This window comes from Olivibacter sitiensis DSM 17696 (assembly GCF_000427965.1).
Classification (GTDB): domain Bacteria; phylum Bacteroidota; class Bacteroidia; order Sphingobacteriales; family Sphingobacteriaceae; genus Olivibacter; species Olivibacter sitiensis.
The window spans coordinates 39,017-54,397 of record NZ_ATZA01000021.1 but is presented as its reverse complement, the minus strand read 5'-3'; the positions used below and the strand labels follow the sequence as shown (position 1 = coordinate 54,397).

Here is a 15,381-nt window from a genome sequence, read left to right as displayed (position 1 = left end):
AAGTTTTGCGATTGACACAAAATGGTAAATTCTAATCTTGTTTTAATTCTCGGTCAACTTTATATCCCTAGACTAACCAACAAAGACCATAATGCCCATACCCAGCAAGCCAAGAAGCAGGCCAACGAGCAGCGTAGGCAACAGATTGTTCTTGAGGACTCCACTGTAATCCTTGATATCGGCGATGGCTGCTGCCGCAATGATATTAAACAGGCAAATGGCATTGCCCGTGCTGGCGCCGCTCAATTGCAAGGATAGAATGATATGTCTATTGAGCTCTAGATAATTGGCGGTTTCGTACTGCGTAGGGGCAAACACCAGATTGGAAATAGTAGTGCTACCGGTAATGAACGTACCAATAAGGCCAACAAAGGGAGCCAGCAAGGTATAGCTACGACCTATTTTGTTCATCATGTTGGCAATATACCCCACCATGGAAAGTTGCCCCACCCCCGAGTGTATCATCAGATTGGCAATTACTATGGTAGGCAGCAAGATGACCGATACGTTGGCCACTTTCTGCAGGGATATTTTCAAATGCAGGGATTTGCTCTTTTGTAGCCACGCCACACCTAGGCCTACCAGCAAGAAAGGCAAAAGCGGGGATTGCAATGGCCTTAGTTCACCGCTTATTCCCGTGTCAAGCATATTGGTCAATGTCAATTCCCAAGCCAGCCATTGTTTTAGGTCGGGGATCAGTTTGGGCAATAGCAAGAGCGAAGCTAGCACTGCATAGGGCAGCCATGGCCTTAGGTCAACTTTTCCACTTTTGCCTCTCAGATAGACTACCGATAACAGCAGCATCACCAATGCGCCCAGAACAGTTGCCAATTCTGGGGAAAACCAGGCGAACACGACATAGGGAACAGCAAAAAAGAGATACAATACCATCATTTTCCGTTTATTTTCGAGCGGACTGCGCTGTTTCCTGATCAGTCGAAAGATGAAAAACAGAAAAACAAGCCCTCCCAGCAGTATGAGTATAGCTGCCAATAGACTTATTTTCTGTATATCTATATGAGCAAGACGAAGTGGAATCTGAAGGCCCGTAACGATGGGCGTGCCCACCGCTCCGAACATGGAAAATAGACTGTCCAGCAACAATACCACCGAAACGGAAAGGATGGCCTCAAAGCCCATGGCAATCAGAATAAGCGGCACAATGGCTCCTGGCGTACCAAAGCCGGCTACTCCTTCAAAAAAAGCGGTGAGTCCAAAAGCGAGCAGAAAGAAACGGATATCGCGGGAAGCGTGCAAATCGTCCAGTGAGTGGCTGATTTTATGAATCTGCCCCGTCCGTGCCATTATGTTATAGAGAAAAGTCGCTCCCAGCACGATCATCAGGATGTTTGTAGTGGTAAGCAAAGATACCCCTAGCACGGCCACCAAATGGGAAAAACCTGCACCCCAGTAGAAAAACAGAGCCAGCGAGATGGTCAGTGCTATCATTACAGCTGTTTTCACGCCTTTCGTCAGGGAAAAAACCATTAGGGCAAGAATGGGTAAAAGCGCCAATATATAAATCATATTTTGTTAGGTATTATTAATCTCGCCTCGCAAAATAAGCACTTAAATCTATTTCATCCGTTTATAATTTCATTTTTAATAGTCAGATCGAGCTTACCATAATAATATCTCCTTGTTGGATACCATGGTCATTTGAGCCAGATATTAGACCGCATTGTCTTCCATACCTGTCTCTTGACCAATAGTCGAATAGGTCTCCAAGTTCATTGCTCAAGCTATTGGATATTCCCAATAGCCTATCCTCCCCTAGCTTTTAGTGGGTACTGGCGGTGCTACGCCGTCGACCAATATCAATGGATTTTGCGCACCACCCGCATAGGTACCGAAGCCGCGTATCACGATCCTTGCGGCATCTGCACCTGGTTCCCCGCTGTTCTGCACGGACAAAAGACCTGGCAGTCTCCCCGCCAAGGCATTGCTCAGATTGGCTACCGGGCTTTGCTTAAGCTGTTTGGAGGAAACCGTAGAAACAGATCCCGACAACGTGATGCGCTTTTGGGCACCATAGCCTATCACCACTACTTCGTTCAGGTCATTGTTCGATTCTACCAAGGTCACGTTGATCACGTTTTCTTTGTTCACGTTTATTTGTTGGGAGACATAGCCTACCATATAAAACTCTAAGGTGCTATTATGGGCTACCTCGATGATATACTCCCCATTTGTGTTGGTGACAGCCAACTTCGTACTGTCGGAAACGACCCGTACGGTAGCGCCCGGTAAAATGCCATTCTGATCTCGCACCACACCGCTTACGGTGATTACCGTATCTTGTAAGGAAGCAATAGCAGTATGGGCATGAACAGACGGCAAAAAAAAGATCAACGATAATAAACATAATATTATCAGTTGACAGGCAAGAGCACAAGACATCGTACCCTTATTGGGATCCCTCAGACCCTCATTAGTCACATATTCATTCATTATTGAACAATTGATTGATAAAATAATTAGGTTGTAGTTCATAAAATGGCCTAAAGGCCATTTAGATTGGTCGGTAATTTAGTATGCTATTCTTCCATAGGTTTGTTTTTTGGTTTACGTTAAAAATCGTTTTTTGTTCGGGAAATAAAGTCTATATGGATATGTTAGATTGGCTGAAGTAAACTCGTATGGAAAATTATTTAATTTGTTATACAATTGGTCATAATCACAATTTGGTTAAGCGTCCTATACGGCTAACTATACGACTGCTCAAATTTGACCAACAGGAAATTAATTGATAAATCAGATTGTATCAATTTAAAATCAAATCGTATCAATAAACGACAAACAGCTTTATTATCCCTTTAGCTAAACAAAAAAAGGGCGCCGCTCTAATTGAACAGCCCCCTTTCTCATACTTAAAGTAAGTTGCTAAAGCTTTTTCAGTCCTTTCGCCTGTCCCTTCTCTCCCACTTCAGTAATACTGATTGCATAGCCTCCACCTGGCGCGCTTTTTTGTTTCAAATGAGATTTGCTATTGACCAAGACTTTCCTAATGGCATAGGCTTGGGGATTGTCTTTATAGTGGGCACCTTCGGCATCGGCATATATAGTGGCAATATAGGATTTGCCAGGTTCCAGAAAATCAAAATTTATCTCTGAGGTGAAACCGTTCTCACCGGCAACATTCCCCACAAACCATTCATTTTTCCCCTTAGCCTTCCTTGCAACGGTAATATATTTCCCTGGTTCTGCCTCCAGATACCTGCTTTCATCCCAATCTACGGCAACGTCTTTGATAAACTGAAAGGCATCCATAAATCGCTCATAATGCTCAGGAAGATCGGCAGCCATTTGTAGCGGGCTATAAAGCGTCACGTACAATGCCAGCTGATTGGCCAACGTGCTGTTCACATGGGAGGTGTTTTCCGGGTTTATTTTGGAAATATCCATTTCAAATATACCCGGCGTATAGTCCATGGGGCCACCTATCAGGCGCGTAAAGGGTAGTACCGTCACGTGATTGGGCATACTCCCCCCAAAGGCCTGGTATTCCGTCCCTCTGGCAGATTCATTGCCTATCAAATTGGGGTAAGTCCGCGCAATGCCGGTGGGCCTTACGGCTTCATGCGCATTGACCATGATTTTATAGTCGGCGGCTTTTTCAATGGCATATTGATAATGGTTTACGATCCATTGGCTGTAGTGGTTCTCGCCACGAGGCAATATATTTCCCACATAGCCGCTTTTTACTGCGTCATAGCCATGTTGCTTCATAAATTTATAGGCAGTATCTATGTGCCGTTCATAATTTCGTATGGAGGAAGAAGTTTCGTGATGCATGATCATTTTCACGCCCTTGCTCTTTGCATAGTCATGTATTTCGTGCAGATCAAAATCGGGATAGGGTGTCACGAAATCGAAGACATAATCTTTTGAATTGCCAAACCAATCTTCCCAACCTTCGTTCCAGCCTTCTACCAATACCCCATCAAAACCATGTTTTGCCGCGAAATCTATGTAACGCTTTACATTTGCGGTATTTGCGCCGTGTGTTCCATTTGGTTTCAGGATTTTGTAATCGGTCTTTCCCAATTGTACGCTTGGCACGTCATTGGTATATGACCAAGAACTTTTTCCCGTAATCATTTCCCACCAAACGCCCACATACTTTACAGGTTTGATCCATGATGGGTCACCTATTTTGCTAGGTTCGTTTAGGTTGTAAGTAAGCTTGGAGGCCAAAATATCCCTGGCATCGTCGCTCACCATGACCGTACGCCAAGGCGTCGTACAGGGTGTTTGCATATACCCTTTGTCGCCGTTCACGTCGGGCGTTAGCCACGATTCAAAGACCATGTTTTTATCGTCCAGATTGAGGTGCATACAGGGATAGTCAATCAATGCAGCCTCGTGAAGATTGATATACAGGCCATCGCTGGTTTTCATCATGAGCGATGTTTGTACACCGGTAAGAGAGAATGAAGTCTGGGAAAGATTCTCCGTAATGGATTTTTCCATCAGCCCTCTTATTTCGGAAAGCTTCGATTCAGTGTAGTCATATTCTTGGGTATCGTAATCGCCAGGTATCCAAAAAGCGGTATGATCGTCTGCCATCGCAAACTGTGTACGCTCTTCCTTAATGACGAAATATATGAGCTTTTCCTGTTGGGGAAATTCATATCGGAAACCCAACCCATCGTTGAACAGACGGAAACGGATCAACACTTTTCGGGCTGTGTTTTTTTGCCGTATGGTGACGGCAAGCTCATTGTAATGATTCCGGATTTCGCTCACTTCTCCCCATACAGGTTTCCATGCTTCATCAAAAGTACTTGTTGCCTGATCGACAATTTCAAAATCGTCGAAAAGAGAAATTCCCTGATCATCCTTGCCTGTATCACCCTTCAACGTGAAACCAAGCTTGCTAGGCTCAATAACAACCTTTCCCTTATAATGTAGTTCATAGGTAGGTAGGCCGTTTCCTTGCAAGGAAAATTGCATGGTCATGTTGCCGTCAGGCGATTGGAGCTTCTGGGCCCAAGATAGCATCGTGCATAAGATCAGCACGATGAGATTGACTGCTTTTTTTGTAAATAAGTTCATTGGTAGCAATATCCAAAATTAGGTTTAAAAATCTATTTGCTTTATTTTTTTGTTCCGAAACGAAGATCGGCACGGAACAAAAATGAGATAAAATACAGCAGCAAGGGTAATCAAATAGTATAAATCAGGAATCAATACTTCTCAAAGATGCCTCGCTACTTCCACTTTCAGCTAATATACAGTAAAAATATCTCCAAGCCTTTTGAAAAAGGCAGGGAAAGTTTGAATAGAGGAAGAAAACATCAATGAAGAACGGTCTCCTATGCCTGTTTTGTACAAGCGTAGGAGACCGCCCTTTTTGCTGATAGAAAACTATCGGACTATATTGCAGTCAATTAATATCCTGGGTTTTGTTCCAAACTATTATTCCCAGCTATGGCTTCCGTAGGCACGGGAAATCTTTTTAAGTGATTGGAATTGGAGGGCTGATGGTCCCACCATGATTCTGTGGTAAACGCGTCCCACCTGATCAAATCGGTTCGCCGACGACCTTCTCCCAAAAATTCTATGCTCCATTCATCCAAAAAACGGTATTTATCTAGATTGGCCACGGTAACCGGATTTGGATCTACCTGATTGGGGAAATTGCGTTTTCTCACCTCGTTTATCAGTGTTGCCGCACCGGCTTGGTCGCCCAAGCGCCATTTGCATTCGGCCAGCATATAATAGATCTCTGCTAGCCTTATCACGGGATTGTCGGCACCCCAGCGCAAAGTATTCTCCGCCAAGGTTGGTATAGGTACTTTCACCAGACGTACACCCGTATTTTCCTCGCCGTCGGCCATTCGGGAAGTAAGCTCGTTCACGGAACCGAAGCGCCTGCCCGGCCCCACCTCCGAAAAGCGCCCTACCTGATCGCGGAACACTAAAGGCTGGTTATTATATTCCTCGCCTCCCACAATGACTGCGCCAGCCGAAGTTGTATGCGGTCCATTGATGAACATGCCCTCGTAATTGCCATTCCCCAAAAAGCGGTAAGGCCTTTTTCTTAGATCGCCGTCACTGAACTTTTCATAGGGCGCTCCTAGGTTGAAGGCACTTCTATAAAGTGTACTATCCGGCCTACGGGACGGCGTCAGGTGAGCACCGTTGTTGCCCCCCATGTCCTGATTGAAGTACAAACGCGAATTGTAATGGTAGAAATCGGCATAAAACCAATCATACTGCAAGCGATTGAATGCCGAAGGTATGGACCAGATAATTTCTGGCGAGCGATCATTGTTGAAACCATGGGGCCCGTTCCATGAAGCATCTAAAGCATAAACTCCGTACTGCCCATCAACGATTCCTTGGGCAAGCTCCAAGCTTTCCTGATACATGGGCCTGCCTATATAGGCCTCTGCGTTGAAATACAGCTGTGCCAACATGGCCACGGCAGCGGCCTGTCTAATCGCGCCTTGCTCCGGTTCACCACCTTCCTTTTTGTTGAGCAAGGGGATGGCTTCCTGCAATATGCTTTCTATATGGCTAAATAGCTCTTGATCCGTGCTACGCGGGAGATTTTCTCCTTCCAAAGTAGTAAATATGGGCATACCTCCAAAGTAATCGAGACCGCGCATGTAGAAATATGCCACAAGGGTATTCAATTGATTCAAGTGGGCGGCCTTGTCCTCGTCAGTGAGGGCGAAGCGGGAATAATCCAATGGTTCCAGATCCGTTTTTGCATCCAAGGCCAGTGCTACCCCCATTAGGGTGCCGCGCCACGCGCCCCATATCCAGCCTTCGTCCACTGTCCAGCGATGATAGTGATAGCGTTCGTTCTCGCCGCCATTGTACCAGTGCCTGCCTTTGGTGGTGATGGCGAAATTATCTGCCGTATATTCCTGTAGCCGCCATCGATCTTCTCCCATATACCATCGCGCATGTGTAAATGGCCGATTCACCGCGGCGAGTATATCTTTCTCACTTTGGAAAAAGGTTTGGGGTGTAACCTGACTGTAAAACTCCTGTTCGAGCTTGATGCAACCGGCAAAGACAGCCAAGAAACAGGCGGTTATGGTTATTTTTATTGTAGTTTTCATCGTAATCTAAACAAAAATCGGTTAAAAATTAGCCTGCAATCCTACCATGAAGGTCCTTGTTTTGGGATAAGCATTCCGTTCTTCAAAGCCTGGCTCCAATCCATTTATATTCACCTCTGGATCCAGACCGCTGTATTTCGTAAACACAAACAAATCCCGCCCTGTGGCATAGAGCCGTAGGTTCTGCAGCGGCCCAATCCAACTCTTTTTGAACGTGTATCCAAGGCTGATCACATCAATTTTCAGGAAATTGCCCTTTTCCAGCCAATAGTCGCTGAGCTCTTTTTCACCGCGAATGTCACGATGTTCCTCATAGGCCGTGCGAAGCACGTTCTGCCCTTGTACATTGGATAGGCTATAATACATGTTGATCATGTTGAACACATCGTAACCAAGCCAGCTTCGCATGTACACGCTAGCGTCCCAGTTCTTATAAGAAACGGCATGGTTCCACGATAGTTGCAAACGCGGTATACCGTTGCCGATAAAGCGTTTGTCCGCGATGGTTTTGTTCCTTTCGGTGACGTCAAAGGCATCTCCATTTTGGTCGTAGAGCATCCATTGGCCGTCGTCCGTAAATCCGGCAAACTGCCATATAAAGAACCTACCTATATCTTGTCCGGGAAACAGACGTACGGCATTTCCCGGTGATCCCGGGGCCGGAAACCACTTCCTGTCAGAGAATGTCTGGCTTCCCCAAAGAGAGTTCAATCTACTCTTGTTATGGGACGCTACCAGCGTTGTGGTATAATTCCAGTCGCTGGTATTCACGGCATTGTAATTTAACTCAAACTCATAACCTTCGTTTTGCATACTGCCGATGTTCATGGTGGTCCTATCGTGAATGGCAGGCGGTTGGGACACACTGATATCGTAGATGAGGTCATCCACCTTCCTTTTGTAATAGTCAAAACGTCCACGCAACTTATTGTTTAGTATGGCAAAATCCAGTCCCAGATTGTATTCCTTTTTGACCTCCCAACGAATGTTCTGATTCTGGTTATGCATCACGCCATAAGTACGGTTTCAGTCTCCCGCAAACAACCACCAAGTGTCCATGCCGTACATACGGGTGGAGGTATAGGCGTTGAACCCCTCGTTGCCGGTTTCGCCATAACCCGCCCTGATCTTGAGATCATCGAACCATCCGTTTTCCATGAACGATTCCTCGGTAAGTCTCCAGCCGGTGTCATGGCAGGGATAGGTTTGTTTGATGTAAAGGGGTTGACAGCGATCGATCCTAAGTTCCAAATAGGAAGCCCGATATTTGACAAAATAGAGATAGAACTAAATAAAGACTACTACCGAGGAGGGAAGTTTACTATCGAGGTGGAAAACAACTCGACGGAAAATATATACGTACAATCCATAAGCAAAAACGGAAAAGAACGCAGCTCCGTATTCATGCCATTTGAAGATATCGTAAATGGAGAAATATTAAAAATAAAGATGGGGAATGAGCCGAATCTTAATTTAAAAAACTAGATATCATTCTACCCCTGATGATGGAATAGGTCGTTATATTATGGCCGTTCAGGCCAGACAATTACCGCTTTACCCATACGGATGCCGACAGCGTGTTCCAACGATATTATTCTTCCAGAAAATCAAGGTCCCTATCGTGCGTTTCGGGTATGGTAAGTACGGCAAAGAAGCCCAAGGCAAAAGTAATGGTTCCTACTAGCGCTCCCGAGAGCAATATTCCCAGCGATGGCTTGGCCGCTCCATATAATGAGGTCATGAGCACCAGCGCTCCCCTCACCATATTGGGTATCGTAGTAGCCACCGTGGCCCTTAGGTTGGTACCGAATTGCTCGGCGCCGATGGTCACGAACATAGCCCAATAGCCTATCCCCAATCCCATCCACAGGCAGGTGCCATACAGCATAAAAGAGCTGTCTATCAGGCCAGAGAGATAGAAAACGCTCCCCACCAGCGTAAAGAGCATCATATAGGTAACCGCCCGCTTACGCGAGTGCAGCGCATGGCTGATGAGCCCGCTCATCAAATCCCCACATGCCAGGCCCACGTAGCACCACATAATGCTCAGCCCCGGCTTTATCTCTTCTGCCAGGCCAAGCGCCCGGCCAAACTCATTGGAAAAAGTAGATAGGATACCGATGACAAACCAAGTAGGCAAACCCAGTGCGATGCACTTGAGATAGAGTACTAGCCTGCGCCTACTCGTAAAAAAAGCCAGAAAATTACCTTTCTGCACACCGGAGTCATGCCTGATATTGGCAAACATGCCCGATTCGAATACCCCCAATCGTAGCAGGAGTAGGCAGATTCCCATTCCTCCACCAATGAAATAGGCCTGCCGCCAACTGAACAGTTCGACGGTGATGTAGGCTACCACCGCTCCACAGAGCCCCACACCGGCCACCAACGAGGTGCCGATGGCCCGCAAGCGCTTGGGCAGTATCTCCGAAACTAGGGTGATCCCTGCCCCAAGTTCTCCGGCAAGCCCAATACCAGCCACGAAACGCAAGACCTTGTACACATCGGGGCTGGACACGAAACCACAGGCTATGTTGGCCGCAGAATAAGTCAATATGGATCCGAAAAGAACCGACAACCTCCCCTTTTTGTCGCCAATGACACCCCATAGTATGCCCCCTAGGAGCAATCCCGTCATCTGCCAGTTGAGGATGGCCCTGCCGACGGCAGAGACTTCCTCCTCGTCCAGCCCTAAGTCCTGTAGGCTGGGAATGCGAACGATGCCGAAAAGGAGCAGATCGTAGATGTCCACAAAATAACCAAGAGCCGCCACCAAGACCGGTATACTGGCCAGATGCTGAAATGTTGTTTTTTCCTGTTGTTGCATATTTTGTTGCAGGTTACTAATTGATTGGTTTTACAAGATTGGCATTATACCCTTAGCTGGAACAAGGCAAAACCGCTCCCAATAGTTCTCAGCCTGGCCTTTAACATCGAAAAATCTCGATCCAACATAGGAGAAATATACTAATCGGTTTATATTAATTTTATTTGCTAAGCCATCTTCCACAGGTACGTTTTACTCTCCTATAAAGGCCCCCTGAAGGATTAGCTTCTTGGCTAAATTGCCCAAAGCTAATTAAAATAATGCTATTTCAAAATGAGTATTTAGGGGCCGCAAGGAATTATCATGTACACAAAACAATACCCCGTTTGTCCATGTATCTATTAGTGGTGGCATCTATAACTTGGTAATGAAAACAAAGGAAAGAATAGTGGATTTATTGCAGGAGGCTAGGCCACTAACGGACGAGCCCATGCACCAATATCGCCATGTGCTGCTGCTAGCTCCGCATCAAGACGACGAGACCTTGGGCTGTGCTGGGTTGATTCAACGTTTTATGGCACTAGGCTCAAACGTATATGTGGTCTTTCTGACAGATGGTAGTATGTCCCATCCGCATTCGCGCCTGTTTGATGCCAAGAGCCGTACCCAGATACGTAACGAGGAGTCTATAGCTGCTGCCAGCATATTAAATATACAGGCAGATCACCTTTTTTTCTTCAATGGGCCAGATAGTCGCTTTCCGCATCGCGGTGAAGAACAATATACCAGTTACCTAAATGCATTGGAGCAACTGACTAGCAATCTTCACATTGATCTCCTACTGGCACCCTATCAGTTAGACCCACATTGCGATCATCGGGCCGCTTACCAGCTAGCCTTCGATTTGTCGGCAACGAGCCATATCAGCCTATGGCAATACCCCATTTGGGTATATGAATTGGGAAAAGAGGAAGATCTGCTGGCGCTACAGCATGGCGATATCCGTTGCTTGAAACTCACACCAGAAGAACAATCTTTTAAATGGGCAGCATTGCAGTGCCATCGATCCCAATTGGATGCCCATATATTCAATGATCCCACTGGATTCCTGTTGACAGCCGATGTATTGCAGCATTTCAATCAGGGAAACGAATATTTCATTGTAGACCACAAAACTACCTTATGAGCAAACGAACGGACAAACTATATTTCGACGCGTTATATGACAAGGGATATGATCCATGGAACTTTGAGGGAAGCCCTTACGAAAAGGCAAAGTACCGGCGCACCATGGAGGCCATACCCGACAGGCGCTATTCTTCTGCCTTGGAGATCGGTTGTTCCATCGGTGTATTCACTCAGCTGCTAGCCCCTAGGTGCGAGCGACTGCTGGCCGTCGATATCAGTGAAAAGCCCCTAGCACAAGCAAAAGAACGTCTGCATGAACAAGACCATGTAGATTTTATGCTCGCAGCAGTGCCGCAAACATTTCCAGATGGCACGTTCGACCTGATCGTCATGAGTGAAGTAGCTTATTATTTATCGGCATCTGAGCTATATGAAACCTTGCAAAAAATCATCGGTAGTCTAACTGCACAAGGCATTTTTGCTGCTACACATTGGCGCCCAGCCATTGAAGATTGTTCAATGACTGGAGATGAAGTACATGAGGTCATGCTAGGGCACGAGGAATGGCAAGCCATCTATCACTATCAAGAAGATTCTTACCGGATAGATGTCTTCAAAAAACGCGTGCTGTAGCACCTTCTAACGGCCCATCGAATATATCTACTATTTTGGTCCCCTTATCGACCACAAATGTCCCCACCTGCTGCAAGGTGGCATCGGGAGCGGGTTGGCGTAGATAAAACAACAAATCGCGGTGTAGATTTTCTATGCCTTCTTCGGCCATCAGCCCCCTGGCTCCTACGCATATGGCACTTTGTTCTATAACATAGAGGCCTATTCGTTCTACGGCTAGCCTGGTCATATGCGCATGCATTTCCAATGCTTCCCCGTATTGGTCGGCGTCAACTGTAGCCTTATCAAACCATGCCGCAGCCTCGCGAAGCCATAGATCTCCGGTCCGGAGGGCCATCTCCATATGGGCCAAGCGTGCTTTTTGAAAAACGTCGTCCGTTCTACCCATCTTGATGAGATAGCTCAACGTGGCCTGCAAAATGGCCTCGGCCATACCTGTATGCACGGCCGCAAAACGGATAGCTCCTCCCAAAAAGAAGGGCCTTTTGGTATAATCCTCCGGTCGGCCGAGCAATGATTGCTCCTCCATCTTTAGCTTTGAAAAATCTATGGTATAGCTTATACTGGCTCGCATGCCCAGGGTATTCCAAGACTCACGGTCTATTCGTCCTTCTTCTACCATGTACATAGGCAAAATGGCCATTTGCCAAGTATCCTGCCCATCTATTTCCCATTTGCCTCCCATAAGGGCGTGATCTACCAAGTCTGCCCCCGAGCAAAAAGCCTTGCTACCTTGCAAGACTATACCCTCTGCTGTCCGAACATAGCGCAAGCCATCTTGGGCATCGGTATTCCAAACCCCGAAAACGGCTTGGTCCTCCAGCACCAAGCGATACCAGTGCTCCTTTTGCCGTGCCATGCCATATTGATGAATCAAGAATAGCGCATTGATATGCCCTTCGTATATACGCCCCATGGCACCATGCGCACGGCCAAAGCGTTTGAGCAAGTGCAATATGGAGGGCATATGCCCATCCCGAAAATCATAGGGCATGTTCGGAAGCACAATACCGAGCAAACCACTGGATTTCAGCAGCGCAATCTCTTCGCTGGGAATACCCGATCCTTGAGCAGTTGGCCCATTGAGTTGCCGCATGCTGTCGAAAAATCCATTTATATTTATTTCTTCAGATGTCCACATATTACGCTGATCTACTTATGCGGCCGAAACCTTGGCCATTCTGTTGATTTCTTGTCTAAGTTGCGCGATTCCTTCTTCAATGGACACCAAGGGATACTTATTTTCCCATCCCTGTCTATCGATTCCCTGTTCTATGATCTCCCAACATAGGCCAAAAAAATGGCTTTCGCACAATGCTTTTGATAGCAGAAAGGGATTTGCGACAAGCTGTTTGGCCAGTTTGTTGATTTCCTCCACGCAAAGCTCTTCATCTTTTTTCAAGAACAATTGCCTTAGTTGGTGCCTGGCATCGTATTTTATTTTGAGCGCCTGCACATTATCTACAAGGACATTACGCCCTGCTTCATACATTTCTTTCCATTGCTGCAATTGCCCGGAAAAACCGAAATCCACTTTCCCTTCCAGTCTTCCCGATGTATAGACCTTCACCTTGGGTGAGTGCCGCAGTTTGGCATCGATGCGCAAAAGCCCCTTCCGGAAGTTCTCGTCTTCCAAGAAAGGTAAGGGTGGTATTCCACCCGCCTTCTTGTATATCTCGCACCGCACCGCCGTACTCGGGCCAAAACATTGGAAATGCCTAGGCCAGGGATCGTGATTACAGGGGTCTATCAGCGATTCCAATTGACAGGTCAGGTAACGGTAGCAGACATTGCGCAAATGATACTTATAGGAATGAGGTTCCCCGTTCTCGGACAAGATACGCCCCCCTACCACGTCGCAGCCCTTATCAAATTCCTCCAGCGTATGGTGAAGCCAATGGATGTCCACCCGTGTATCCCCGTCAGTGGAGATGATGATACCATCGCCCCTTCCATTTTGAGATATGCGCTCACAGGCTTTGTCCATAAGAAATCCGCGAATGGTGCCAATATGTGCCTCTTTGCCTGTCAAATCTATGTCCTCCACCTGCAATTGGAAATCGGGGTGTATTTCCTGAAATTGCCTGGCAAGCGCATAGGTTTGGTCGTGGCTGTTATTTACCAGTAAGAGGACTTCATAAGTTTCCCTATCCACCAACATGCCGTCAGGTGTATATTGGCTGTATAAAGCCGTCAGGGCATCGGCAATCAGGACTTCCTCATTACGTGCCGGTACAATGATACATGCACGTAATTTACAGTTTGTCGGTGCTGCAAACAGATGTTGCATCTGAGCAACCGTTGTATAAGTATTCATAGATAGATGGTAGCAAAAAAAAAAAGATTGATCGTTCTAATCCCATTTTTATATAGCAACACCGTAAGTGGTATTTGGTTTGCTCCTCAGTCTATGTGATACCGATTTAGCCTTTCCCGAAAAATCGAGCATTTAGTTCTTCAGGACTCCCTCCAGCACTTTCATCTTGCCATCGATAGCATGGTGTTCATAATGCAGTCCCAACATTTTGGCCAATAAGGGATAGATATGGATGTTTTCAAATGCAGGAATGTGGGCACCTTCTTTGAAGCCAGGTCCCCACGCCAGGAAAGTAGCTTTCATATCCGGCGTATCGTACACATAATAGCCATGCGCGCCGGGATTGGGACGCTTGATAGAGAAATAATAAGGTGCATTGGCGATCAGGACGATGTCGCCAATGCGCTTAAAGCGATCATCCTTCTTACCGTAATGGTATTTGGAAGGGACTTTCTTTTTGAGGTAGGCCCTGTAATGCTCCTCCCCTGCCTTCAAGACGTTGTATATGGCCTTGATTTCCTTTTTATCGCGTACATGTACATCCACAATGGTGCCATTGAAAGCCACATCCACCTTTGTGGTATCCAGTAAGGGCGACAGATTAATCGGCTCATCTTGATTTATGGTAGTCATGCCGTGGTCGGAAACAAAAACAAAGTTGACTGGCAAGCCCGTTTTTTGCACCGCCAAGCTCAGTGCATATACCGCAGAATCTACGAAATGGACGGCCTGCGCCGTTTCCGGTGCATCGGGGCCATATCGATGTCCTGCATGATCCACCTCTGGGAAATAAAAATTGATAATATGTGGTCTTTTTTCCTCGGGCAATGACAGCCATTCCACCACCGCATGAATACGTTGCGCAATGGGTATTTTTTCGTTATAGGGATAATAGTATGAAGGCAATAAGCCTGCTATGGGAGCCTCCGATCCTGGCCAGTAAAAGGACGCACTCAAGAGGTGCTGTTGCTCTGCCAGCGTCCAAATGGGTATACCGCCGTACCACGAGGGGTCTTTCACCGCTTTGGCATTGCTCATGTTATACCTGCTCTTCTTCGCAGGGTCATAGATGGTATTTCCAATAAGGCCGTGGTGTGCCGGATACATGCCTGTGACGATGCTATAATGGTTAGGAAAAGTAACAGAGGGAAAGGAAGGCAGCAGCGCATCTGCTTCTACGCCCTTACTGGCTAGTTGCTGCAAGTGCCTTGCCTCATATTTCTCCATGTAGTCATAGCGAAAGCCATCCACGGAAATCAATATCACATAGGGTTTGGTCAACTGATCGGTACCATTAAGCCTGTTGGGAATTACTTGCTGAGCGGTATCCGTTTGGGCAAAACAGGCAAAGGAGACTAGCCATAAGAAAATAGCCAGTGCAAGGTTGTAGCATTTTTCCATGACGCTATATTACGTATTTTTGTTTATATTGTTGCTAGGTTAATTTATCGGGAATT

The 15,381-nt window shown here is 46.5% G+C and carries 12 protein-coding genes; 3 read left to right on the top strand and 9 right to left on the bottom strand.

Annotation, left to right across the window (positions count from 1 at the left end; genetic code table 11):
- Window positions 1-72: 72 nt before the first annotated feature.
- The 5 genes from A37S_RS0112310 to A37S_RS0112290 form a co-directional block, all read right to left on the bottom strand.
- On the bottom strand, window positions 73-1,527 hold the full coding sequence (locus A37S_RS0112310) for an L-lactate permease (protein WP_028297243.1): 1,455 nt from the start codon (window positions 1,525-1,527) through the stop codon (window positions 73-75).
- Window positions 1,528-1,773: 246 nt separating this feature from the next.
- A complete protein-coding gene (locus tag A37S_RS0112305) occupies window positions 1,774-2,352 on the bottom strand; it encodes a carboxypeptidase-like regulatory domain-containing protein (protein ID WP_028297242.1) in 579 nt (192 codons plus the stop codon).
- Window positions 2,353-2,883: 531 nt separating this feature from the next.
- Window positions 2,884-5,058: a glycoside hydrolase family 97 protein gene (locus A37S_RS0112300; RefSeq protein ID WP_036602376.1), complete on the bottom strand. Its 2,175-nt coding sequence runs from the start codon at window positions 5,056-5,058 to the stop codon at window positions 2,884-2,886.
- Window positions 5,059-5,393: 335 nt separating this feature from the next.
- Entirely contained in the window at window positions 5,394-7,079 is a 1,686-nt protein-coding gene (locus A37S_RS0112295; RefSeq protein ID WP_028297240.1) for a RagB/SusD family nutrient uptake outer membrane protein, read from the bottom strand.
- 21 nt (window positions 7,080-7,100) lie between these two features.
- Entirely contained in the window at window positions 7,101-8,087 is a 987-nt protein-coding gene (locus A37S_RS0112290) for a TonB-dependent receptor domain-containing protein (protein ID WP_028297239.1), read from the bottom strand.
- Here A37S_RS0112290 and A37S_RS27770 point away from each other — a divergent pair.
- Entirely contained in the window at window positions 8,082-8,564 is a 483-nt protein-coding gene (locus A37S_RS27770) for a glycoside hydrolase domain-containing protein (protein WP_028297238.1), read from the top strand. The genes A37S_RS0112290 and A37S_RS27770 overlap by 6 nt on opposite strands.
- 106 nt (window positions 8,565-8,670) lie before the next feature.
- Here the strand turns inward: A37S_RS27770 and A37S_RS0112280 are convergent, their stop codons facing one another.
- On the bottom strand, window positions 8,671-9,906 hold the full coding sequence (locus A37S_RS0112280; protein ID WP_028297237.1) for an MFS transporter: 1,236 nt from the start codon (window positions 9,904-9,906) through the stop codon (window positions 8,671-8,673).
- A 367-nt stretch (window positions 9,907-10,273) separates the two neighbouring features.
- On the opposite strand from A37S_RS0112280, the gene A37S_RS26285 reads away from it, so the two are divergent.
- The gene (locus tag A37S_RS26285; RefSeq protein ID WP_051293103.1) at window positions 10,274-11,032 is read left to right on the top strand and encodes a PIG-L deacetylase family protein; all 759 of its coding nucleotides are present in this window, start codon (window positions 10,274-10,276) and stop codon (window positions 11,030-11,032) included.
- A complete protein-coding gene (locus A37S_RS0112270) occupies window positions 11,029-11,607 on the top strand; it encodes a class I SAM-dependent DNA methyltransferase (RefSeq protein WP_028297236.1) in 579 nt (192 codons plus the stop codon). The genes A37S_RS26285 and A37S_RS0112270 overlap by 4 nt, the downstream gene beginning before the upstream one ends.
- On the opposite strand, the gene A37S_RS24570 is transcribed toward A37S_RS0112270, so the two are convergent.
- The 3 genes from A37S_RS24570 to A37S_RS0112255 form a co-directional block, all read right to left on the bottom strand.
- Window positions 11,588-12,748, bottom strand: a complete 1,161-nt coding sequence (locus tag A37S_RS24570) for an acyl-CoA dehydrogenase family protein (RefSeq protein ID WP_051293100.1) — start codon at window positions 12,746-12,748, stop codon at window positions 11,588-11,590. The two genes, A37S_RS0112270 and A37S_RS24570, sit on opposite strands and share 20 nt — an antisense overlap.
- 15 nt (window positions 12,749-12,763) lie before the next feature.
- Entirely contained in the window at window positions 12,764-13,924 is a 1,161-nt protein-coding gene (locus A37S_RS24565; RefSeq protein WP_051293098.1) for a glycosyltransferase family 2 protein, read from the bottom strand.
- A gap of 132 nt (window positions 13,925-14,056) precedes the next feature.
- Window positions 14,057-15,325, bottom strand: a complete 1,269-nt coding sequence (locus A37S_RS0112255; protein WP_028297235.1) for an alkaline phosphatase family protein — start codon at window positions 15,323-15,325, stop codon at window positions 14,057-14,059.
- Window positions 15,326-15,381: the final 56 nt, after the last annotated feature.